Genomic DNA, 21,952 nt, shown 5'->3' on the forward strand with positions numbered 1-21,952 from the left:
AAAACGCTCGACTGGGACACCCCAGCCGAGCGTTTGCGTGATCTACTCACCACCTAGAACCCAAGGCGGTGTTGCGACGACCCCTTGAAACCGCCAGAGGCCGGGGCGTTCTGTTGTTACTTGGTCTCGGACTGTTCCTTCTCAGGCTCGGGCTCCGGCCGGGGTTCCGGCTTCGTCCCGCGCAGCATGTGGGTGAAGTTCTCCTTGACCTCGTCCCACTTGTCCTCCGGCATCGAGCCGCGCAGGACGGAGTACGCCGCCCACAGGGTCACCGCGTAGAACGGGAGACCGAGCGCGATCTTGGCGATGCCGAGAGCGTCCACGTTGTGCGCCAGGTACAGCGGGACCATGATCACCAGCCGGGTCCCGACCTGGGCCGCGAACACGATCGTCACCCGGTTCAGCGCCCGGAACAGCACCGGGTCGTCGCGCCAGGCCATCCAGGTCTGCGTGATCGCGCCGTACAGGACGCCGAACAGCGGGTACCGGGTCAGGATCGTGACCAGGTAGACCACGCCGAAGAACGTGTTCAGCAGGATGCCGGGCAGGAACGCGTCCTCCGCCTGGCCGGTGTGGTGCGCCGTCCAGGCGGAGATCAGGACCCCGACGAAGCCGGCGATCACGCTGGCGATCGGCTTGCGCCGGACCAGCCGGAACACCGCCACCACGCCGGCCGCCGAGATGGCGACGATCAGCGCGAGCTTCAGGTTCTGGTCACTGAATCCGTACACCAGGGTGAACGCGATCCAGGGCAGGCCGACGTCGACCAGCATGCCGACCCAGCCGCCGATCTGCTGCGAGCCGGACTTCTTCGCCGCCTCAGCCATGAGCTTCCTGGGGACGGAGCTCGTAGCGCGGGTTGAACATCACCCGATCGCCGTCGACGACCCCGATCCGGCCCGAAGCGATCAGCTCCGAGCCGGCGTGGATCCCGCCGATCTTGCGGCGGCCGAGCCAGATCAGCTTGACCGTGCCGGTTCCGTCGTACAACTCACCCTCCAAAGCAGGTACGCCGCCGCGCGGGCTGAACGTGATGGTGCGCAGCGTGCCGTACAGCGTGACCAGCTCCCGGTCGTGGCAGCCGGTGATGGACCGCGCGCCGCAGTCGTGCGCGAAGTCCTGGAGGACCTCGGCGTCCTGCTGATCGCGGTCTCCGGCCAGCCCTCGGAAGGCACGCTTCCACAGCCCCGCGGGTTTGTTGCTACCCATGATCTCGAGTGTAGTCCGCTCAGGCCTCTTCGGGCTCGCCCGGCGGTTGGGCGCCCGGCGGCATCTGCAGCGGCAGCGACTCGCGGGCGATCATCGGCTCGTCGCCACGGACCACGACGACGTTGCGCAGCGTCTCCTCCATCGGCAGCGCGGCGTCCGGCTCGACCGCGGCGCGGCCCAGCACGGTGCCGCGGAGCAGCCAGCGCGGGCCGTCCACGCCGATCACCCGGGAGGTCTGGCTGAAGATCTGTCCCTGCGGGTCCTCGACCGGGACGACCAGCACCAGCTCGGTGCCGAACGTGCCCTCGGTCTCGGTCGCCGTACCGCCCATCCGGCTGGCCTCGGCGGCGATCTCCTGGCGGACCTCGTCCCAGATGCCGCTTTTCTTCGGCGCCGCGAACGCGCGCAGTTCGAGGGCGGAGTCCTCGAGCATCATCAGCACCGCCTGGACGACACCGCTCTGCTCGTCGACCTGCAGGCCGAGCTCCATGCCGGGCATGCCGGTGATCACCAGCGCGCCCAGGTCGATCCGCTCCTCCGCCTCGAGCACCTCGGGGCCGACCTCGGAGGAGTCGAAGGGCCCCTCGGCGCGGACGTCCGCGGGCGCCTCGTCGACGGTCCCGGCGTCCGTCTCGGGGTCTTCGTTCTTGCCCTTACGGCGGAAGATCACAGCTGTTGCCTACTTCCTCGATGTTTGTCCGGCCGCTGGTACAGCGCCGTAGTCTCCCGCATCCGCCAGGTCAGCGGGTGCACCTGATCAGCGTGTCACATCTCCGAAACCGCCGGTCGACCCGTGTCCCCCGTCACCGCGCGCCGAACCGGGCAACGTGGTCACCTCGACGAACCGGGCCTTCTCCACCTGCTGGACGATCAGCTGGGCGATCCGGTCGCCGCGCCGCACCGTCACCTCGGCGTGCGGGTCGAGGTTGATCAGGTTGATCTTGATCTCGCCGCGGTAGCCGGCGTCGACGGTGCCGGGCGCGTTCACGATCGACACGCCGTGCTTGTGGGCCAGGCCCGAGCGCGGGTGCACGAACGCGGCGTACCCGTCCTGGAGGGCGATCGCGATGCCGGTGCCGACCAGGCCGCGCTCCCCCGGCTTCAGGGTCAGGTCGGCGGCCGCCACCAGGTCCGCGCCGGCGTCGCCGGGATGCGCGTACGACGGGATCGGCAAGTCGGGGTCGAGTCGCTGGATCAGTACCTCGGTCACGAGAGGTGACCCTATCGAGCGCGCGCGACCAGGTTCGTGCCAGGCTGGCCCTGTGGGTACGTATCGGGAGAGTCTGCGGGTGCCGGTGTCCTGGTGGATCATCGCCACCGCGGCCGTCATCACGCTGTTCGCCATCGTCGCAGTGCCGGTGTCTGTCCCGGCCGGCGTGATCGTCGCCGGACTGGCCGCCGTACTGCTGCTGGTCATGTTCCTGCGGTACGGCGGGGCGCGGGTCGAGGTCGACGAACGGCACCTGCGCGCCGGACGCGCCGAGATCGACCGCTCGTACCTCGGCACGGTCGAGGCGCTCACCGGTGACCAGGCCCGGCTGGCGTTCGGGCGCGACTGTGACCCCAAGGCCTTCCTGGTACTGCGCAGCTACGTGCGGGGCGCGGTGCGGGTCCAGATCACCGATCCGGGCGATCCGTCGCCGTACTGGGTGATCGCGACGCGCCACCCCGATCGGTTGGCTGCCGCGCTGAGCGGGCACAGCGTGGGAAGATCCTGACTGTCTTGAGTCATGTGTGTCAGCAGTCGTGTTAGGAGGGTGCAGTGGTCGGAGCGAAGATCGGCTGGAAGCTGGTGCAGGCCGCGTTCACGATCGTGGTTGGCCTGGCCGCGAGCAAGGCGGTCAGCACGGCCTGGAAGCTCGGATCCGGTGGGAAGCCGCCGAAGCACGGTGAGGGCGGCTACGCCGAGGTGATCACCTGGGCGGCGACCAGCGCGGCCGCCGCGGCCGCCGCGAAGCTGTTCGCCGAGCGCCGGGCCGCCGCCTACTGGCTGAAGTCCACCGGATACGCCCCGCCCGGCTACGAGCAGGCCGCCGCCGACGGGACGCTGCTGAAGAGCATCAGCAAGAAGTCGGACGACGAGTAGTCAGTTCAAGCGAGTAGTCAGTTCAAGCGAGTGGTCGGTTCAAACGCATGACCGGCCGCGGACGCACAACAGCGGGACCAGCCCACCAGGTGTGGGCCGGTCCCGCTGATTTTGTTCGTGACGAAGCAGGGCCGCTCGGTCAGGCTGCGCAGTCGCGGCAGATCAGCTGCCCGTTCTTCGTTTCGGCGAGCTGGCTGCGGTGGTGAACCAGGAAGCAGCTCGAACAGGTGAACTCGTCGGCCTGGCGCGGGAGGACCCGGACCGCCAGCTCCTCGTGGCTCAGGTCCGCGCCGGGCAGCTCGAAGCTCTCCGCGGCCTCGGCCTCGTCCTCGTCGACCTTGCCGGAGTTCTTGTCGTGACGGCGAGTCTTCAGTTCCTCGATCGACTCTTCGGAAGCGTCCTCGTCCGTCTTGCGCGGGGCGTCGTAATCAGTCGCCATGGTGTTTCCCTGCCCTCTTCGTACCCGTGGTGTTGCCTGCTGAGCCCTTGAACGGGTGGAGCGGCCGAGAAATTCCGCGTCGGCGCACCGCGCTGAACCTTCGTCCCCCGAAACCCTTGACAGCCAGGCCGGGACCGGCAAACACCGTTCCCGAGGACGGGATTGTGCCCTATAACGCTCCGCAATGCACGACTGGGTCCATGCTGTGGCCCGCGTGTCGCGACAAATGTCAGGACCGAACACACGAATGCTCGTTAATGCGCGATAGTGCGCAGAAACGAGCACTCAGCGGTGTCTAAGCACGCAGCGGGTTCGCGGCGGCCAACAGATCGTGGAACGGCCCGAACAGCGCCGGACTGGCCGCGATCGACATCTCCGGCGACACCGGGGCCCCGTGCAGCCCGCCGACCGCGGCGCCGGCCTCGGCCGCGATCAACGCGCCCGCTCCGTAGTCCCACGGGTTCAGACCGCGCTCGTAGACCACGTCCAGCCGCCCGCAGGCGACGTAGCACAGGTCGACCGCGCCGACCCCGATCCGGCGGATGTCACGGACCTCGGCGATCAGGTGCTGGATCACCTCGGCCTGGACCTGGCGCCGCGCCGGGTCGTACCCGAACCCGGTACCGACCAGGGCCTTGCCCAGCTCGGTCTCGCCGGATACCTGGATCGACTTGCCGTCCGCGAACGCGCCGCCACCCTTGGTAGCGGTGAAGACCTCACCCTTCGGTGCGTCCACCACCACGCCGGCGACGGTCTTCCCGGCGTACTCCACCGCGATCGAGACGGCGTACGTCGGGAGGTCGTAGAGGTAGTTGACGGTGCCGTCGATCGGATCGACCACCCAGCGCACGCCGCTGGTGCCGACCACGTCGTCGCCCTCCTCCCCGAGGAACGAGTCGTCCGGGCGGGCGCTCAGGACCCGGGCGCGGATCAGCTCCTCGGACTCCCGGTCGACGGCGGTGACGACGTCGGTGACGGTGCTCTTGGTGTCGGCGACCGTGATCGTGCCGCGGCGGCGTTCGACGATCAGCCGTGCGGCCTCCTCCGCGACCTCCACGGCCAGCTTGAGGAGGTCCTGGGGGCTCTCGGGGCTCATACAGCTTCCTTCGGGGTCGGTCGGCGCAGGGCAGGGCAGCAGTCGGGCCGGCAGTCGTCCCAGCCCGGGCCGAGCGAGCCGGCGCAGGGCCTGGCGGGCTGCTCGCCGCGCTCGGCGGCGGCCCGCTCGACGACGAGGTCGCGGAGCATCGTGACGAACTTCTCGCCGGTTCCCGGGGTCGCGGCGCGCGCCATCGGCAGCCCGAGCTTCGCGGCGGTCTTCGCGGCCTCGGTGTCGAGGTCGTAGATGACCTCCATGTGGTCACTCACGAAGCCGATCGGTACGACGGCCACGCCCGGCACTCCCGCGTCGGCGAGCTCCTCGAGGTGGTCGTTCACGTCCGGCTCGAGCCACGGCACCTGCGGCGGACCGGACCGCGAGCAGTAGACCAGGTCGGTCCGCAGCGTCCGCCCGGTCCGGCGCTCGAGCTCGGCGGTGATCTCGGCGGCGACATCGGTGTGCCAGGCGACGTATCCGTTGCCGTCCGGACCGCTGGTCGCGTTCATCGCGGTCGGGATGGAGTGCGTCACATAGGCGATCGCGGAACCGTCCGGTAGCTTGCTCAGCGCCTCGGCGGTCGACTCGACGAACGACCCGACGAAGCCGGGGTGGTTCGCGTAGTGCCGGAGCTTGTCGATCCGCGGCGCGTCCGGCACCTCGCGGGCGGCGTCCTCGAGGTTCTCCCGGTACTGCCGGCAGCCGGAGTACGACGGGTAGGCGGACGTGACGATCACCACGGCCCGGCGTACCCCGTCGGCGGTCATCTCGCGCAGGGTGTCGGTCAGGTACGGCGCCCAGTTGCGGTTGCCCCAGTAGATCGGCAGGTCCAGCCCGATCTCGTCGAACGACGACCGCAGCGCCGCCAGCAGCGCCCGGTTCTGGTCGTTGATCGGGCTCTTGCCGCCGAACGAGTAGTAGTGCTCCCCGACCTCCTTGAGCCGCTCGTCCGGGATCCCCCGGCCACGGGTCACGTTCTGCAGAAAGGGCAGGACGTCCTCGGGTTTCTCAGGACCACCGAAGGAGAGCAACAGGACCGCATCGTAGGGAGGTGCACCTGGCGACATATCCCAAGCTTCTCAGACGGCCATGCTCTAGGCTGCTCCCGGTCTCTCATGCTCAAGCCTTACGTTCACCTCATGCGCCGGCCCGGCGCCGGCGCGTTCTTCTCCGCCGGGATCCTCGGGCGGATGCCGATCTCCATGATCGGTCTCGGCATCGTCATCCTGATCGCCCAGGAGAGCGGCTCGTACGGGCTCGCCGGGGCGATCTCCGGCGTGGCCGTGATCGCCGGTGCCCTGACCGGCCCGATCCAGGGCCGGCTCGTGGACCGCTTCGGTCAGCGCGGTCTGCTGCTGATCGGTTCGGTGGCTTGCACCGTCGCCCTGGCCGGATTGCTGCTCGCCGTGCGTGCTGGTGCGGCGACCTGGATCCTCTACGCGCTGTCGTTCCTTGCCGGCGGCACCCGTCCCCAGGTCGGCTCGTTCGTCCGGGCCCGCTGGACGCATCTGCTCGGCCGCGGTCGCGCGCTGCAGACCGCCTTCGCTCTCGAGGCGGTCGGCGACGAGGTGGTCTTCATCGTCGGTCCGGTCCTGGTCACCACCCTCGCGACGCAGATGAGCCCGTACGCCGCCCTGTCCGCGGCCGGCGTACTCGGGCTCGCCGGCGGTCTCTGGCTCGCGCTGCTGCGCGGATCCGACCCACCGGGACGCGGCAAGTCGAACGGTGCCGAGCAGGCGCCGCTCCCCTGGCTCTCGATCATGCTGCTCAGCCTGATCGGTCTCGGCCTGGGCGCGACTCTCGGTGGCGCCGAGGTGATCACCGTGGCGTTCACCACCGAGAAGGGGCAGGCCGAGCTGTCCGGCGTCGTACTCGCGGTCTGGGCGTTCGGCAGCCTGCTGGCGGGACTCTGGTACGGATCGGTGCACTGGCGGGCCCCGGTTGAGCGGCGGCTGCTGATCGGGACGATCGCGCTCGCCATCACTCTCGCGCCGCTCCCCTGGGTCAACAGCGTGCCGATGCTCGGCGCGGTGCTGTTCTGCTGCGGTATGACGATCGCTCCGACGATGGTCGCCGTGACCGCCTGTGTCGAGGAGTGGGTGCCGCCCGAGCGCCTGACCGAGGCGATCACCTGGACCGTCACGGGCATCCTCCTCGGCGTCGCTCCCGGCAACGCGGCCGCCGGACATGCCGTCGACGTCTGGGGCCCGTCGAAGGCGTATTGGGTTCCGTTCGGCGTCGGCATCGCCTGCGCGATCGTCGCCGCGATCTCCATCACGTTCGCTCGACCCAAAGAACGGTTCGCCCACAACTAGCCTTGAATCTCCGGTTACGGGAGGTGTGAGGGTGACGGGTATGGACCACTCGATCGGTGCGGTGGCGCGGTTGGCCGGAGTGTCGGTGAAGACCGTGCGGTACTACTCCGACCTCGGGCTGCTCGCGTCGCGTCGTACCAGTGCCGGTCATCGGCGGTACGACGGGAACGCGGTGGCGCGGCTGGAGCTGGTCCGCACGTTGCGTGCTCTGGGTCTGGATCTGGAGACGGTGCGGACCGTGCTGGAGCAGGAGCGGACGCTGGCCGACGTACTCGCGGCACACGCGGAGGCACTCGCCGTACAGATCCGGACGCTGCAGGCACAGCATGCCGTCGTCTCGGTGGTCGCTCATCATCACTCGACTCCTGAGGAGCTCACTCGCATGCACGACCTGACCGCACAGTCCGAGCAGGACCGCCGCGCGCTGATCGCCGGCTTCCTCGACAGCGTGATCGGCGACGATCCCCACCTCGCCGCGATGCGTCAGAACCTCACGCCGGTCCTCCCCGACAACGCCGAGCCGCGCCAGGTGCAGGCCTGGCTGGAGCTCGCCACGCTCGCCTCCGACGAGGACTTCCGAGCAGCGGTACGCCGGATGGCGGTGGGCTACCGCGCACTCGCGCGAGACGATCTGCTGTGGTCCGACCCGGAGCTGCGCGGGCGGCTGATCGAGTTGCGGCGTACCACCGGCGGACCGCGATGGCAGCGGTACATCGAACTGGTTGCCGTGGTCAACGGATGGGCGCCGCCGTCACGGGTTGCGGGATAAACCACGAGCGCCCGCGGTCCTGTCCTTCTATCGTGGGTGGGCATGAGCCGCGCCCCCGAGGTCGACTACTCCGCCACCTCCGCCCGCCCGGACTGGAGCACGCTGCCGGCCGCCCTCCAGCACTCCCTCACCGTTGCCTTGGGCACCGACATCGCGTCCGTCGCGCGCTCCGTCACGTCCGGGTTCACCGGCGGCTTCGCGGCCCGGGCGACGCTCTCCGACGGCCGCCAGGTCTTCATCAAGGCAGCCCCGGAGGGCATGCACGCGTACGAGGCGTACCAGCGCGAGGCCGAGGTGGTTCCCCAGCTCCCGCGCTCGGTGCGGGCACCGGCCATCATCACCACGGCGCATGCGGGCACTCCCGGCACGCGGTGGTTCGCAGTGGTTTCCGAAGCGATCGACGGGCGGATGCCCGGGGCTCCGTGGACGCAGGACGACTTCGCCCGAGTTACCACCACCTGCGAGGAGATGGCCGAAGTGTTACGGCCTGCGCCACTGACCGGGTTGAGCCAGTTCGCGAGCCTCATCGAGGACGACGTACAGGTGCCCGCGCAGATCCTGGCCGGTGACCGGCAGCTGCCCACCGGACTGCAGGACTGGGTGCCGCGCGTGCTTCCCGAGCTCGGCGAATTGGCCGATGCCGCGACCGAGGTGCTGACCGGCGACACCGCGCTGCACTCCGACCTGCGACCGGACAACCTGATCATCGACGCCGCCGGCACCTGCTGGGCGGTCGACTGGAACTGGCTCACCCTCGGCCCTCGCTGGGTGGACTGGGTCGGCCTCCTGCCGCTCGCGCAGCACCAGGGCATCGACACCTTGGCAGCCATCACTCGCAGCCCGCTGACGGCCGACGTACCCGATGATCACCTCGACGCCTTCGCCGCGGCCATCACGGCGTACGTGTTGCGGGTCGCCGACACGCCGCCACCGCCGGGATGCACGCCGGTGCTGCGCGATCACCAACGGCTCGTCGCCTGGAGCCACCTCGACTGGCTCGCCGTACGCCGGGGCTGGTGAGCGGCCTACTGTGGAGGCATGAGCAAAGGGCCGACGACGAGGTTCAAGGTCGAGGTGCTCGACGGTGACCGGACGTCGCGCCGGGAGGATCTGGTCACCACCGAGGAGCCGCTGGAGCTGCGCCTGGAGTGGCCGGACCGGCCGCCCGAGCCGCTCGTCGTCACGATGCGTACCCCTGGTGCCGACTTCGAGCTCGCCGCCGGCTTCTGCCTCGGCGAAGGCTTCGCCGTCCGCCCCGGCGCGATCCATACCGTTGCCTACTGCACCGATGTGGCGCTCACCCGCGAGCAGCAGTTCAACACGGTCACGGTCGCGCTCGACGGTCCGCCGGACCGCGAGCCACCCCAGCGGTACGGCGTGACCTCGGCCGCCTGTGGCGTCTGCGGCCAGCAGAGCCTCGACGAGCTCGCCGAGCGCGAGTACGACCCGGTCGACCCGGTCGAGGTCCCGATCGACGTCGTACGCCGACTGCCTGACCTGCTCCGTGAGGCGCAGCCGATGTTCAGCCGGACGGGCAGTCTGCACGCGGCGGGCCTGTTCACCGCGGACGGGCAGAAGGTCGTGGTGAAGGAAGACGTCGGCCGGCACAACGCGGTCGACAAGGTCGTCGGCTGGACCGTCCTCAACCAGCGCAGTCGCAAGGGTCTGGTGCTCGCCGTGAGCGGCCGGGTCGGCTACGAGATCGTGCAGAAGGCGGTCGCGGCGGGAGTCGGGATGATCGTCGCGGTGGGTGCACCGTCGAGTCTCGCGGTCGAACTGGCCCGCCGTTTCGACGTGACGATCGCCGGGTTCACCCGGGGTGAGCGCTGCGTCGCCTACAGCGCACCCGAGCGGATCATCCGCCAGGTCTGATGTGCCACTCCCCACCACCGCCGGATTGTGGAGGTGGAGGGGGAATCGTGAAAATTCGCTACGCCGTCATCGCGTTACCGATCCTGGTCTGCGGCGCGACGGTCGCCGGCGCGGCCCAGGCTTCGGCCCGCGCCATCGACCCCGAGGACCCGCACCATCCGCAGCAGACGATCGTCGAGCACCAGCAGACGACCGTCGTCGAGGTCCCGGTGGACGACACCGCCAACGAGATCGCGCAGACCATCGCGGGAGCCGTCGTCGGCGCGGGACTGGCGAGCGGCGCGCTCTGGTACTACTACCGCCGCCACCCCTACGCGCGCTGATCCGGTCAGTCGTCCAGCTTGATGAAGGTGGCCTTCGGGACGTACTCGTAGCGGTCCGGCATGCAGGTCAGGATGATGATCTGGCCGTGGTCCCCGGCGCGGCCGAGGAGCGCGCCCATGTCCCGCAGCCGGGCCTTGTCGGACCAGCCGAGGGCGTCGTCGAAGATCACCGGGACGCTGCTGTCACCGGTGCTCACCAGGTGACTGATCGCCAGCCGCGTGATGATCGCGAGTTGCTCCTGCGCACCTGTAGACAGCGCCTCGACCCGCAACCGCGTGCCGTCCAGTTCGCGCTCCGCGACCGCGAGGTCGTCGTCCAGCCAGACCCGGAACGACGGTCCGTACACGCTCCGCCCGAGCGACTCGATCCGGCTCTGCAGCGGCTCGGAGTACTTCGTCTGCGCCTCGGCCCGATGCCGGCTCAACGTCTCGTGGACCCGCCGGGCCGCCCCCGCGCGCCGCTCCAGGCTGTCGTGCTCCGCCCGTACGGCGGCCAGCTCGAGCTCGGCCAGATCGCGCCGCGTCGCGAGCCCGTCCCGCCCGGACTGCTCCAGGCGCCCCTCCGTCGTACGCAAGGCATCGCGCAGCGTGTCCCGCTCGCCCTGCAACCGGGTCGCGACCGCCAGCGCATCCGCCAACTCCCCCGCGACCTGATCCGCACCGGCCGCATCCGCCTGCTCCTGTACGGCGGTCAGCTCCTCGAGCACCGCTTCGACGTCACCGGTCGCCGCGGTCTCCGCCGTGGCCACCGCCTCGTCATCGAGCACCGCCCGGGCCGCGTCCAGTCCCTCGACCGCGGCAGCCAACCGCTCTCCCGCCAACTCCGACCGGGCCCGCGCGTTCTGGGCCTCGGACCGGTCCTCGTCGGCCGCCTTGCGAGCCTGCGCGGCCGCGAACTCGGCGTCCGTCAGCAGCCGCTCCGCCTCGGCGAGCCCGTTCCGGGCCACTTCGAGCGCGCGTTGGGCTCCCGCGAGATCACTCGACTGCGGCGCCGGGTCCTCGATGTCGTCGAACAACGTGTCGTGCGCCGAGGCGATTTCGGTGAACTCCGCGAACAGCGACATCTGCCCCGGCACACCCTCGATCGCCGGCTGCTTCGCGCTGCTCTCCTCGGCCTCGTCCGCCTGCGCGGCTCCGAGCCGCGCGGTCAGCACCGCGATCCGCTCCCCCGGATCGCCGCCGGCCGTCAGCGACTTCTCGGTCCGGCGGGCTTCGTTCAGCTCGGCGCTCGCGGTGTCCGCCTTGCGCAGCAGCTCCCGCGCGGCCGCGACGTCCTTCACGCCGGCCTTCTTCAGCAGGTCCGTCTCCCGCCGTACGGCGTCGTCGACCCGGGACCGCAGCGTCGCCGCCTCACCACCGGCGCGGACCGTCACCTCGACCTGACCCGGCACGCCGACGACGAGCTCACCGGAGACCAGTACCTCGGTCGACTCGTCGAACCCGAGCTCCGCCGGCACGGCACCTTGGGACCCGTCCAGGCCGGTCCCCGACAACTCCACGGGCTCCGCGCCGAGACGGCGTACCGTCACCTCGGGGACGCCGGCCGCGAGCGCCGCGCGGGCCTCGACCACCGCGGCGCGGGCGTTCTCCAACGCCGCCACGATCGCGTCGTCGACCTTGATCCGGTCCAGGATCGTGCCGGCCGCGGCGATCCGGGCGCGGACGTCGACGAGCTCGTCCTGCTGCCCGAGCAAGCGGTCAAGCTCGGCGCGATCGACCAGCTGCGCGACCTGCCGCTCCGCCGCCTGTACGTCGGTACGCCGGAGATCCTTGAGCTCCACGACCTCCGCCAGCGCGGCCTCGGCGGCATGCACCATGTCGGCGGCGGTCTTCGCGACCAGTTCGGCATCGGCCCGCCGGGTCGCCAGCTCGGCCTCGGTCTTCGTGAACCGTTCGACCTCGTCGAGCAGCCGCTCGCGCTCCAGCCTGGTCCGGGTGTGGTTCTCCAACCGGGCCTGCGCGGTCTCCGCCCGGGACCGGATCGAGTCGCGCCGGAGCAGGATCTCGTCGGTCGCCTTCTTCCGCTCGCGCAGCTGCTCGACGCCGGTGAGGTGATCGGCCAGCCGGCTCGCCACGTCGTCGAGGTCGAGGTTCAGCCGCTCGGCCCGGCGGATGTCGGACTGGACCTCCTCCATCGCCTGCAGGGCCTGGGCAGCGGTCAGCTCGGTCGCCGCGACCGTCTTCGCGGACCGGGCGAAGTCGCCGGTCGGCTTACCGCGCGGGGTCCAGTACCGCAGGTACTCGTGCTCGACCGCCGACACCAACGGCATCGACGCACCGTCCACCGGGGTGCCGGACTCGGCGGTGACCGCGGTGATCAACGGCTCGGCATCGGCCGGCGTTGGGAGCACCAACGACTGGCCCTGGCTGACCATCAACGTCTGCCAGAGCACCGGGTCGACGTGGGAGTGGAACAGCCGCTCGGCCTCGTTGTGCGCCTCGCGTCCGGTCCAGGACTGCCGGCGGCCGTCCGGCTCGACCACGGTCAGCTCGGTCGAGCGGTTCTTCAGCCAGCGCTTCGCGTACGTCAGCTCGCGACCACCGAGGCTCAGCTCGACGGTGACCTCCGGACCGACGTCCTGGCCGACCGGCTGGATGTCGCGGATCCGGGTCGACTTCGAGTCGTCGGGCAGCTCGAAGACCAGGCCGAACGCCTCGACCAGGCTGGACTTCCCGACCTCGTTGTCGCCGACCACGACGGTGGTGCCGAGTGTGCGGAACTGGACACTACGGTCCTTGACGCCACGGAAGTCCCGTAGCGCCAAGCTGTGTAATCTCATCCCGCGTCCCGTGCCAATCGGTGCATCAGCGACAACGCCGCGCCGGCCGTTTCGTCGCCACCGGCCAGCGCCTGCCGCAGCTCCTCCATCGCGGCCCGGGCAGGCCCGCTCAGCTGCAGCGACTCCAGGTCGGCCGCGTCCGGCGCGGGCCGCACCGTCCAGAACTTGGCCCACCGCTCGACGCTGGCGAACACCTCGCCCTGCGCGTCGATCATCGCGTCCAGCCGGCTGAGCGCCGGCAGCGGCAGCGACCCGTCGCCGGCCAGCCGCACGTACGTCCGCTCCTTGTCCGGCAGCTCGGCGAACCAGTCCTCGAGGGCCTGGATCGCCTCCTCGTCGAAGAGTTCGACGCGGTGGTCGACCATGTGCCAGGCACCGACCCGGACCGGCTCCACCTCGATGCCGTCGCCACCGATCGTCACCTTGAGCACGTTCCCCGGAGCGTCCTCCTCGGGCGACGTGACCTCCTGCGTCCCGGAGAACCAGATCCGGTCGGTCACCCGAGTGGTGGAGTGCCGGTCACCAAGGCCGACGTACTGCAGGCGACCGTCGGCGACCGCGGCCTCGAGCGCCGCCTGGTCGATGGTCGGTACGTCGGACATGCCGCCGGAGAGACTCGTCAGTTGTCCATGGGCGAGCAGGATCCTGCTGGTGCCGGGATCAGCCGTCAGCTCGGCGTACCCGGGCGCGGCCGGATCCGACAGTGGGCGCCGTGACCGCCATGGAGCGCCGACAATCTCGACCCCCGGCAGGATCTGGAAAGGCGTCGTTTCGGTCAGCACCGTGACGTGCTCCGGCGCGTGCGCCTGCCACTGGCTGGACGTCCACAACGAGCCGGGCTCGAGCGCGTCGTGGTTACCGGGCAGCAGCACGACCGGGACCGGGATCCGCTTCAGCGCCTCGCAGGCCCGCAGGATCGTCTGCCGCTCGACCTGGTTGTGCTCGAACACGTCCCCGGTGACGACCACGAACGCCGCCCCGGTGCGCTCCGCGACCTCGCCGATCCGTGCGACAGCATCCAGCCGCGCCTGACCCCACCGGGCCTGGCCGTCCGGCCCCAGGAACCGGCGCATCATCCCCAGCTGCCAGTCCGAGCTGTGCAGAAACGTGATCGAGTCGTCCATCGCGGAATGAACGCTAACCCGCGCCGCCGACAACCTCCCAACCCAACACACACAAACGGCCTACACCGCCCACACTCCGGACAGTTCCGGAACCCACACCGAGGGTGTACTACGGGTCAGCGCGGGAAGTCGGCGCTGCTCGACAGCTCCGCCCACCGAATGACCTCGGCCTGCGCCGCGGCGTACACACCCTGGAGGGCCTCGACGGCGTCCGAACCGAGCGGCAGTCGCAGCGGCGGCTCCGGGCTCGCGACGGCGGTCAGGATCGCCCGCGCGGCGCGGACCGGGTCGCCGGGCTGCGTGCCGTTGCCGTTCGACAGGGCGTCGCGGACAGCGCCGACGGGGCCCTCGTAGATCTCGCTGATCTGTGTCACGTGCAGCGCGGACGGTTCGTTGAACGACGTACGGAACGCGCCAGGCTCGACGATCAGCACGCGGATGCCGAGGTCCTTCGTCTCGTAGGACAGCGCCTCCGACCAGCCCTCGAGGGCGAACTTCGTCCCGCTGTACGCGCTGATCCCGGCGAACGCGTACCGGCCGCCCTGACTGGTCAGCTGCACGATCGTGCCGCTCTTGCGCTCCCGCATCCCGGGCAGAACCGCCTTGGTCAACGCCACCGGCCCGAAGAAGTGCAGCTCCATCAGGCCACGCAGTTCGTCGTCGGTGGTCTCTTCCGCCGCGCCGACCATCCCCCGGCCCGCGTTGTTCACCAGTACGTCGATCCGCCCGTGCTCGGCCAGCACACCCGCCACGACCTCGGGGATCGCGTCGCCATCGGTCACGTCGAGCTTCACGACCGACAGCCGCTCGTGCTCCAGCTCCATGGCCTCCGGCCGCCGGACCGCAGCGACGACGGTGTGCCCCGCGGCCAATGCTTCGTCCGCCAGCGCCCGGCCGAACCCCGCGCTGGCACCCGTGATCATCCATACCTCTGACATATCGCCAGCATTTCACCCGCGAAGGTCCTACGATCCCGTGGTGACTGCGTACCTGGAGACCGAGCGGCTGGTGCTTCGCCGGTTCACCGCGGACGATGTCGAGCTCCTGGTGCAGCTGGACTCCGATCCCGAGGTGATGCGGTTCCTGACCGGTGCACCGACACCACGGTCCGAGATCGAGAACGTCGTACTGCCGGAGATCCTGAAGGTGTACGCCGAGCATCCGCGGCTCGGGACGTTCGCGGCGGAAGCGCCCGAGGGATTCGTCGGGTGGTTCGGGATGCAACCGACCGACGACCCGGCGACCGTCGGCGTCGGGTACCGGCTGCACCGCGCGGCGTGGGGCAAGGGCTACGCGACCGAGGGGACGAAGGCGTTGATCGCGCACGCCTTCGCGCTCGGGATGGAACGGGTGGTGGCGGACACGATGGCGGTCAACCACCGGTCGCGGGCGGTGATGCGGCGCTCGGGGCTACGGTTCCTGAAGGTGTACCACGAGCACTTCGACGACCCGCTGCCCGGAACCGAGTTCGGCGAGGTGCTGTACGCGATCGACCGGCGTACCTGGGAGGCTGGTGCCCATGAGTGACGACCGGCCGTACGCCGTACTCGACATCGACGCGACGCTGTCCGACACCAGCAAGCGGCTCCGCTTCATCGAGCAGAAGCCGAAGGACTGGGACTCGTTCTTCACGCACGCCAAGGACGACGCGGTCCTCGACGAAGGTCTCGCGGTCGCGACGACGCTCGCCGCGGACCACGAGATCGTCTACCTGACCGGCCGCCCGGAGCGCACCCGGCGGATCACCGAGAAATGGCTGAAGGACAACGGCTTCCCCGCCGGCAAGGTCTACATGCGCGGCAACACCGACCGCCGCCCGTCCGCGCTGATGAAACTCGGCCGCCTCAAACGCCTCGCCGAACAACGCCCGGTAGCCATCCTCGTCGACGACGACGAAAAGGTCGTCGCGGCAGCCCAAAAGGCCGGCTACAGAGTCATGCGAGCCGACTGGGGCCTCGACCCCGAGTCCCAACCAACCCTCTTCGAAGCCCAAGACACCGAAGGCCGCACCTGATCCGTACCGAACAACGGGCAGTGCGGCGGCGCGGCGTACCGAACAACGGGTAGTGCGGCGGCCTCGGTGCTGCGGTTCAGCGTGCGGCGGGTGGCGCGTACGGCCTCTCGCGGGTGCACTACCCGTTGGTCGGTGCGGCGCAGCCGTCGGTTCAGCGTGCACTACCCGTTGATCCGTACGGCTGGATCGCGGCCGTCTCATCCACTCACCACGGCACGCCGTCCTCCGCCGGTATGCCACGGCCCCTGGGACGAGTGGCTTACTCATCCCAGGGGCCGGTACTACGTCGCGTGGGGCGACGTGCTACTTGCTGAGGCCGATGATTAGTTGGTTGGGGTAGGGCGGGTAGGAGGAGAGGTAGAAGTTCTGGACCTTCGAGCCGTGCAGGAAGGCGTTGCGGGCGTAGACGAGCGGGACGATCGGGGCGTCGGCCATGATCTGCTTGTCGATGGAGCCCCACATACCGGCGGCCTTGGTGCGGTCGGTCTCGGCGGTGGCGGCGGCGATCGCGGTGTCGACGGCGGGGTTGGAGTAGCGGGAGATGTTGTACCCGCCGTTGCCGATCTCCGAGGTGCCGAACAGCGGCTGGATGTTGCCGATCGCGCTCGGGAAGTCCGGCAGCCAACTGGACACGGTCAGGTCGAAGTCCGGCTTGTTGCCGGTGATCAGGTCGGTCAGCGGCTCGTTGTCCAGCGGCTTGATCTGGACGGTGATTCCCGCCCGCTTCAGACCCTGCTGGATCGCCTGCGCGACATCCAGACCGGTCGCGTTGTCGGCCACCAGCACGAGGTTCAGGTTGCTCACCCCGGCCGCGGCCAGCATCTGCTTGGCCTTCTCCGGGTCACCAGCCGGCGGCGCCTGGTAGAGGTCGTACTTGTTGTACCCCTCGATGCCTGGCGTGATCAGCGTGCTCGCGATCTCACCGCCGAACTCCGGACCACCCTCGGCGACCTGGACGGCCTGCTTGTCGACGGCGTACTCGATCGCCTTGCGGACGGCCGGGTTGGCCAGCGCCGGGCGCTTGGTGTTCATCGCCAGGTACTCGAGCGCACCGGCCGGCGACGTCGCGACCCGAGCCTTGACGGCCGGGTTGCCGTTGATCGTCGGGATCAGCGAGGCCGGGACCGACGTACCGGTGGTGGCGGCGAACTTGTCGTCGCCGGCGTCCGCGATCAGCCGCTGGTTCACCACGTTGGGCTGCAGGCCCATGTCCAGGACGATCGAGTCCGGCAGGCCGGTGCGGGCCTGGTCGGTGGACTTGTCCCAGTTCGGGTTGCGCTCCAGCTCGAGCTTCGAGCCCGGGGCGTACGACTTCACCTGGTACGGACCGCTGGCCATCGGCTTCTCGCCGTAGTGCGCCGGGTCGGTGTCGGCCTTCTTCGGCACCGGCGAGAACGCCGGCATGCTGACGATCCACGGCCAGTCGCCGTACGGCTTGTTCAGCTTGAAGACGATCGTGGTGTCGTCAGGTGTCTCGACCGACGCCAGCTCGCCGCCCTTGTACGGACCGGTGTACTTGTCGCCGCCGACGAGCAGCGACTTGTGGTACCCCAGACCGCCGGACAGCTCCGGCGCGAACGACCGCTCGATGCCGTACTTGATGTCAGCGGCAACGATCGGCGAACCGTCGGCGTACTTCAGGCCCGGCTTCAGCTTGTACGTCCAGGTCTTGCCGCCGTCGCTGACCTGACCGGTGTCGGTGGCCAGGTCCGGGACCAGCTCGGCCGCCTTGTCCGGCGAGGTCTTCCACGACGTCAGGCCGCGCAGCACCAGGTGGATCGAGCTGATCCCGAGGTTCTGGCTCTTGGCCGGGTCGAGGCTGATCTCCTTGCTGGTGGTCAGGATGTGGAAGGTTCCACCCTGCTCCGCGGCCGCGGTGCTGCCGGCACCGGCGGTGGACTTGTCGTTGGCGTTGCAGGCGGCCGCCGCCAGCGCGAGCACGGCCGCTACCGCGACTGCCCGGGTTATGCGTTTCATGGGGTCCTCTCAGGGGTGGGGGGCTCAGGGAAGTAGCAGGCGGCCCGGTGTTCGGTCGAACCTTCGACAGGCTCGAGTACCGGTCGTTCGGTCGCGCATACGTCCTGCGCCTTGTAGCACCGGGTCCGGAAGGGGCATCCGGACGGCGGCGAGATGGGGGTCGGTACGTCGCCGGTCAGCACGATCCGCTCGCGGACCACGCCGGGCTCCGGGACCGGTACGGCGGACAGCAACGCCTTCGTGTACGGATGCGCCGGAGCGTCGTACACCTGTTCCGCGGGGCCTTCCTCGACGATCGTGCCGAGGTACATCACCGCGATCCGGTCGGCGACCTGGCGTACGACGGCCAGGTCGTGCGCGACCAGTACGTACGAGAGACCGAGCTCGTCGCGCAGGTCGGCGAGCAGGTTGAGCACCTGGGCCTGCACCGAGACGTCGAGCGCCGACACGGGCTCGTCGCACACCACCAGCTCGGGTTTCACCGACAGCGCCCGGGCGATGCCGATCCGCTGCCGCTGACCGCCGGAGAACTCGTGTGGGTAGCGCTCGAGGTGCTGCTCGGCGAGCCCGACCTGCTCCAGCAGCTCGACGAGTTGGGCCCGCGTGGGGCGGACGCCCTGCGCGCGGAACGGCGTACTCAGGATGGTGCCGACCGACTGCCGAGGGTTCAGCGAGGCTTGCGGGTCCTGGAACACCATCTGGACCCGACGGCGGATCGGGCGGAGCCGGCGGCCGCGGACCTTGGTGACGTCCTCGCCGCCGATCTCGACCCGGCCCTGGGTCGGGTCGAGCAGCCGGGTGGCGACCCGCGCGAGCGTCGACTTGCCCGAGCCGGACTCGCCGACCAGGCCGAGCGTCTCGCCCTTGCGGACGAGCAGGTTCACGCCGTCGACCGCGCGCACGGCCTGCGCCTGCCGCCACGGGACGCCGCGCAGGCCGAAGTACTTCTTGACGTCCTTGAGACGCAGCAGCTCGTCGGTATCGCGCTTGGTACTCACGGTGCTCACTCGATCACCTCCGGACGGCGGCCCAGATGGCAAGCGGCCTCGTGGTCGCCCTCCCCCGGACGCGGCGTCAGCTCGGGACGCTCGGTCACGCACCGCTCACCGACCAGATGCGCGTACGCGCACCGCGGCTGGAACGGGCACCCGGTCGCGATCGCCCCCGGCGTCGGCGGGCTCCCTGGGATCGTGGTCAGCCGCGGCTTCGGCGGTACGTCGACCCGCGGCATCGCACCGAGCAGACCCAGGCTGTACGGATGCGCCGCGCGGAAGAACAGGTCGCGGACGGTGCCACGCTCGGCCGCGCGCCCGGCGTACATCACCAGGACGTCGTCGGCGACCTCGGCGACCACCCCGAGATCGTGCGAGATCAGGATCAGTGCCGTTCCGAACTCGGCCTGGACGTCGTCGAGCAGGCGCATGATCTGCGCCTGCACGGTGACATCGAGTGCGGTCGTCGGCTCGTCCGCGATCAGCACTCTGGGGTCGTTCACCAGAGCCATAGCAATCACGACCCGCTGCCGCATTCCCCCGGAGAACTCGTGCGGGTAACTGTCGGCCCGCCGGGCCGCGTCCGGGATGCCGACCTTGTCGAGCATCTCGACGGCCCGCTGCCGCGCCACCTTCTTGGAGACGTCGTGGTGCAGCCGGTACGCCTCGGCGACCTGCCAGCCGACGCTGTAGTACGGGTTCAGCGCGGACAAGGCGTCCTGGAAGACCATCGCGATGTCGTTGCCGCGGATCTTGCGGAGGTCGTCGTTCGGCAGGCCGATCAGCTCGCGGCCGTTCAGCAGCACCTCACCGGTGACCTCGGCGTTCGACGGCAGCAGGCCCATCACCGCGGCCGAGCTGACGCTCTTGCCGGAGCCGGACTCGCCGACGATCGCCAGCGTCTGGCCCGGCGCGACCGCGAAGTCGATGCCGTCGACGGCCGGCACCGGGCCGCCCTCGGTGCTGAACGTGACGTGCAGGTCGTGGACCTCCAGCACCGGCTCAGCCATGACTCACCCGCGGGTCGAGCACACCGTGCACCACGTCCACCACCAGATTCGCGAGGATGATCAGGAACGCCGAGAACAACGTGACGCCGACGACCACGGCCACGTCGAGCTGACCGACCGCGGTGATCAGCAGGTCGCCGAGGCCCTGCATGCTGAACACCTTCTCGGTCAGGATCGCGCCGCCGAGCAGCGCGCCGAGATCGAGGCCGAACAGCGTCACCACCGGGACCAGTACGCCGCGCAGCCCGTGCGTCAGGACCACCCGCGCCTCACCGGCACCCTTCGCCCGGGCGCTGGTGATGTAGTCGAGGTTCAGCTCCTCGAGCATCTGCGATCGGGTCAGCCGGATGTACGACGCTGCTTGCAGGATCGCCAGCACGATCCACGGCGTGATCAGGTGCCAGGCCCAGTCGACCGGGCTCTCGGTCAGCGGCACGTAGCCGTTCACCGGGACCATGTTCAGCCAGAACCCGAACACCAGGATCGCCAGCAGACCGAGCAGGAACGACGGCGTCGAAACCCCGACCAACGCGACCCCGATGGCGGCCCGGTCGAGGAATCGGCCGCGGTTCAGCGCCGCGACCACCCCGAGCGAGACGCCGAGGAGCAGCCACAGTACGGCGGCACCGAGCGCGATCGAGGCGGTGATCGGCAACCGGTCCAGGATCAGGGTGGTGACCGGACGGGCCAGGGGGAACGAGTACCCGAAGCACGGTGCGTTGCAGTGCACAGCCGCCGTACCGTCTCCGAAGGTGCGGCCGGCGAAGATGCCCTTGAGGAAGCTCAGGTACTGCTGCAGGGTGCTCTGGTCGAGCTGCATGAAGTGCCGGGCCTGCTCCAGGCGGTCTGGTGTACAGGGCTTGCCGCAGGCGAGGTGCGCCGGGTCGGCCGGGATCGCGTAGAAGACCAGGTAGACAGCGAGGCTCAGCGCGAGCATCACCAGCAGGGCGGCGAAGAGCCGCCGGATGAGGAACCAGACGAGATCGGGCATCAGTTCGTCCTCCGCAACCGGACGTCGAACGCGTCCCGCACCCCGTCACCGAGCAGCGTGAAGCCGAGCACGGCGAAGAACAGCATCATGCCCGGGAACAGCAGGAACCACGGGTCGGCGCCGGTGTACACCCAGGCGATCGAGTCGGAGATCGAGCGGCCGAGGCTCGGCGTCGGCGGAGGCACGCCGACACCTAGGAAGGACAGCGCGGCCTCGGCACCGATGTACCCCGGGATCGCCAGCGTGGCGATCACCAGGACCGGACCGAGCAGGTTCGGCAACAACTCACGCGTGATGACCATCCAACTGCTCGAGCCGACGCTGCGGGCCGCCTCGACGAACTCGCGGGCGACCAGCGAGCGTGCCTGGTTCCGGATCAGCCGGGCCAGTCCGGCCCAGCCGAAGAAGCTCAGTACCAGGATCAGCAGCAGCCAGCGCGGGAAGCGCGCCGGGATAATGATGCCGAGGGCAATCATGAAGACGAGCTGCGGGAACCCGAACAGGAAGTCCAGTAGCCGCGACACGACCGCGTCGTACCAGCCGCCCAGGTACGCCGCGCTGATCCCGACCAGCGTGCCGACCACGGTGGTGATCGCGGTGACCACGACCGCGATGAACAGCGACGTCCGCAGACCGAGCACGACGATCGCGAACAGGTCCCGGCCGGTCAGCGGCTCCACCCCGAACCAGTGGCTGCCGCTCACCCCGCCGAGAGCGCCGCGCGGCGCGTTCCCGCGGCCCGGATCGAGCAGATCGATGTGGTACGTCGTCGCGTCCTGGCCGGACAGTGCGACCAGCAGCGGGGCCGCCGCCGCGATCACGATCAGCAGACCGACCAGCGCGACGCCGATCCGCGCGCTGCGGTCGCGCCGGAGCCGGCGTAACGCCTGCCGGGTGGGCGATACGGTCCCGGCGACCGAGGAACTCACAAGTACTCCCGACAGGTTCGAAGCTGCAG

The 21,952-nt window shown here is 69.8% G+C and carries 24 protein-coding genes; 9 read left to right on the top strand and 15 right to left on the bottom strand.

The genetic code is table 11. The annotated features are described in order from the left end of the window. Positions 1-116: 116 nt before the first annotated feature. From ACWGID_RS02860 to dut, 4 genes are all read right to left on the bottom strand, one after another. On the bottom strand, positions 117-827 hold the full coding sequence (locus ACWGID_RS02860; RefSeq protein WP_452193812.1) for a DUF3159 domain-containing protein: 711 nt from the start codon (positions 825-827) through the stop codon (positions 117-119). After that, positions 820-1,209: an OB-fold nucleic acid binding domain-containing protein gene (locus tag ACWGID_RS02865; protein WP_387773773.1), complete on the bottom strand. Its 390-nt coding sequence runs from the start codon at positions 1,207-1,209 to the stop codon at positions 820-822. The genes ACWGID_RS02860 and ACWGID_RS02865 overlap by 8 nt, the downstream gene beginning before the upstream one ends. Before the next feature lie 19 nt (positions 1,210-1,228). Then, a complete protein-coding gene (locus ACWGID_RS02870; RefSeq protein ID WP_452193815.1) occupies positions 1,229-1,879 on the bottom strand; it encodes a DUF3710 domain-containing protein in 651 nt (216 codons plus the stop codon). 87 nt (positions 1,880-1,966) lie between these two features. Then, on the bottom strand, positions 1,967-2,419 hold the full coding sequence (gene dut / locus ACWGID_RS02875; protein WP_452193819.1) for a dUTP diphosphatase: 453 nt from the start codon (positions 2,417-2,419) through the stop codon (positions 1,967-1,969). 52 nt (positions 2,420-2,471) lie between these two features. Here dut and ACWGID_RS02880 point away from each other — a divergent pair, with 52 nt between their 5' ends. After that, the gene (locus ACWGID_RS02880; RefSeq protein ID WP_452193821.1) at positions 2,472-2,927 is read left to right on the top strand and encodes a DUF3093 domain-containing protein; all 456 of its coding nucleotides are present in this window, start codon (positions 2,472-2,474) and stop codon (positions 2,925-2,927) included. 44 nt (positions 2,928-2,971) lie between these two features. Beyond that, the gene (locus ACWGID_RS02885) at positions 2,972-3,295 is read left to right on the top strand and encodes a DUF4235 domain-containing protein (protein WP_387773762.1); all 324 of its coding nucleotides are present in this window, start codon (positions 2,972-2,974) and stop codon (positions 3,293-3,295) included. Between the two features lie 139 nt (positions 3,296-3,434). On the opposite strand, the gene ACWGID_RS02890 is transcribed toward ACWGID_RS02885, so the two are convergent. The 3 genes from ACWGID_RS02890 to ACWGID_RS02900 form a co-directional block, all read right to left on the bottom strand. Then, the gene (locus ACWGID_RS02890; RefSeq protein WP_130379292.1) at positions 3,435-3,734 is read right to left on the bottom strand and encodes a DUF4193 domain-containing protein; all 300 of its coding nucleotides are present in this window, start codon (positions 3,732-3,734) and stop codon (positions 3,435-3,437) included. A gap of 295 nt (positions 3,735-4,029) precedes the next feature. Further along, complete coding sequence (locus tag ACWGID_RS02895) at positions 4,030-4,830, bottom strand: inositol monophosphatase family protein (RefSeq protein WP_452193824.1); 801 nt, start codon at positions 4,828-4,830, stop codon at positions 4,030-4,032. Next, positions 4,827-5,894, bottom strand: coding sequence for a ferrochelatase (locus tag ACWGID_RS02900; protein ID WP_452193826.1), 1,068 nt, complete (start codon positions 5,892-5,894; stop codon positions 4,827-4,829). Before ACWGID_RS02900 ends, ACWGID_RS02895 begins: the two co-directional genes overlap by 4 nt. Positions 5,895-5,966: 72 nt before the next feature. Between ACWGID_RS02900 and ACWGID_RS02905 the strand changes: the two genes are divergently transcribed. Genes ACWGID_RS02905 through ACWGID_RS02925 form a run of 5 tightly spaced genes read left to right on the top strand, consistent with a single transcriptional unit; the run spans position 5,967 to position 10,106 of the window. Beyond that, positions 5,967-7,142, top strand: a complete 1,176-nt coding sequence (locus ACWGID_RS02905; RefSeq protein WP_452193827.1) for an MFS transporter — start codon at positions 5,967-5,969, stop codon at positions 7,140-7,142. A 40-nt stretch (positions 7,143-7,182) separates the two neighbouring features. After that, positions 7,183-7,911 (top strand): MerR family transcriptional regulator, encoded by a 729-nt coding sequence (locus tag ACWGID_RS02910; protein WP_452193828.1) that lies wholly within the window; start codon positions 7,183-7,185, stop codon positions 7,909-7,911. 42 nt (positions 7,912-7,953) lie between these two features. Continuing rightward, positions 7,954-8,931 (top strand): phosphotransferase family protein, encoded by a 978-nt coding sequence (locus tag ACWGID_RS02915; RefSeq protein WP_452193830.1) that lies wholly within the window; start codon positions 7,954-7,956, stop codon positions 8,929-8,931. 18 nt (positions 8,932-8,949) lie between these two features. Beyond that, a complete protein-coding gene (gene fdhD / locus ACWGID_RS02920) occupies positions 8,950-9,783 on the top strand; it encodes a formate dehydrogenase accessory sulfurtransferase FdhD (protein ID WP_452193832.1) in 834 nt (277 codons plus the stop codon). 47 nt (positions 9,784-9,830) lie between these two features. Then, positions 9,831-10,106, top strand: a complete 276-nt coding sequence (locus tag ACWGID_RS02925) for a hypothetical protein (RefSeq protein ID WP_452193834.1) — start codon at positions 9,831-9,833, stop codon at positions 10,104-10,106. A gap of 5 nt (positions 10,107-10,111) precedes the next feature. Here ACWGID_RS02925 and ACWGID_RS02930 read toward each other — a convergent pair whose 3' ends face one another. The 3 genes from ACWGID_RS02930 to ACWGID_RS02940 form a co-directional block, all read right to left on the bottom strand. Continuing rightward, the gene (locus ACWGID_RS02930; RefSeq protein WP_452193836.1) at positions 10,112-12,886 is read right to left on the bottom strand and encodes an AAA family ATPase; all 2,775 of its coding nucleotides are present in this window, start codon (positions 12,884-12,886) and stop codon (positions 10,112-10,114) included. Continuing rightward, on the bottom strand, positions 12,883-14,010 hold the full coding sequence (locus tag ACWGID_RS02935) for a metallophosphoesterase family protein (protein WP_452193838.1): 1,128 nt from the start codon (positions 14,008-14,010) through the stop codon (positions 12,883-12,885). Before ACWGID_RS02935 ends, ACWGID_RS02930 begins: the two co-directional genes overlap by 4 nt. A 116-nt stretch (positions 14,011-14,126) precedes the next feature. Further along, on the bottom strand, positions 14,127-14,948 hold the full coding sequence (locus ACWGID_RS02940; protein ID WP_452193839.1) for an oxidoreductase: 822 nt from the start codon (positions 14,946-14,948) through the stop codon (positions 14,127-14,129). A gap of 40 nt (positions 14,949-14,988) precedes the next feature. Between ACWGID_RS02940 and ACWGID_RS02945 the strand changes: the two genes are divergently transcribed. Continuing rightward, the gene (locus ACWGID_RS02945; RefSeq protein WP_452193841.1) at positions 14,989-15,537 is read left to right on the top strand and encodes a GNAT family N-acetyltransferase; all 549 of its coding nucleotides are present in this window, start codon (positions 14,989-14,991) and stop codon (positions 15,535-15,537) included. Next, positions 15,530-16,024, top strand: coding sequence for a phosphatase domain-containing protein (locus ACWGID_RS02950; RefSeq protein WP_452193842.1), 495 nt, complete (start codon positions 15,530-15,532; stop codon positions 16,022-16,024). Before ACWGID_RS02945 ends, ACWGID_RS02950 begins: the two co-directional genes overlap by 8 nt. Before the next feature lie 303 nt (positions 16,025-16,327). On the opposite strand, the gene ACWGID_RS02955 is transcribed toward ACWGID_RS02950, so the two are convergent. The 5 genes from ACWGID_RS02955 to ACWGID_RS02975 are packed head-to-tail and all read right to left on the bottom strand — an operon-like array spanning position 16,328 to position 21,923. Beyond that, positions 16,328-18,001 (bottom strand): ABC transporter substrate-binding protein, encoded by a 1,674-nt coding sequence (locus ACWGID_RS02955; RefSeq protein WP_452193844.1) that lies wholly within the window; start codon positions 17,999-18,001, stop codon positions 16,328-16,330. After that, positions 17,998-19,008, bottom strand: coding sequence for an ABC transporter ATP-binding protein (locus ACWGID_RS02960; RefSeq protein WP_452193846.1), 1,011 nt, complete (start codon positions 19,006-19,008; stop codon positions 17,998-18,000). Before ACWGID_RS02960 ends, ACWGID_RS02955 begins: the two co-directional genes overlap by 4 nt. Further along, on the bottom strand, positions 19,005-20,003 hold the full coding sequence (locus ACWGID_RS02965; RefSeq protein WP_452193847.1) for an ABC transporter ATP-binding protein: 999 nt from the start codon (positions 20,001-20,003) through the stop codon (positions 19,005-19,007). Before ACWGID_RS02965 ends, ACWGID_RS02960 begins: the two co-directional genes overlap by 4 nt. Continuing rightward, on the bottom strand, positions 19,996-20,994 hold the full coding sequence (locus ACWGID_RS02970) for an ABC transporter permease (protein ID WP_452193848.1): 999 nt from the start codon (positions 20,992-20,994) through the stop codon (positions 19,996-19,998). Before ACWGID_RS02970 ends, ACWGID_RS02965 begins: the two co-directional genes overlap by 8 nt. Further along, positions 20,994-21,923, bottom strand: coding sequence for an ABC transporter permease (locus tag ACWGID_RS02975; protein ID WP_452193849.1), 930 nt, complete (start codon positions 21,921-21,923; stop codon positions 20,994-20,996). Before ACWGID_RS02975 ends, ACWGID_RS02970 begins: the two co-directional genes overlap by 1 nt. Between the last annotated feature and the right edge of the window lie 29 nt (positions 21,924-21,952).

The sequence above is a fragment of the Kribbella sp. NPDC054772 genome (assembly GCF_053611945.1).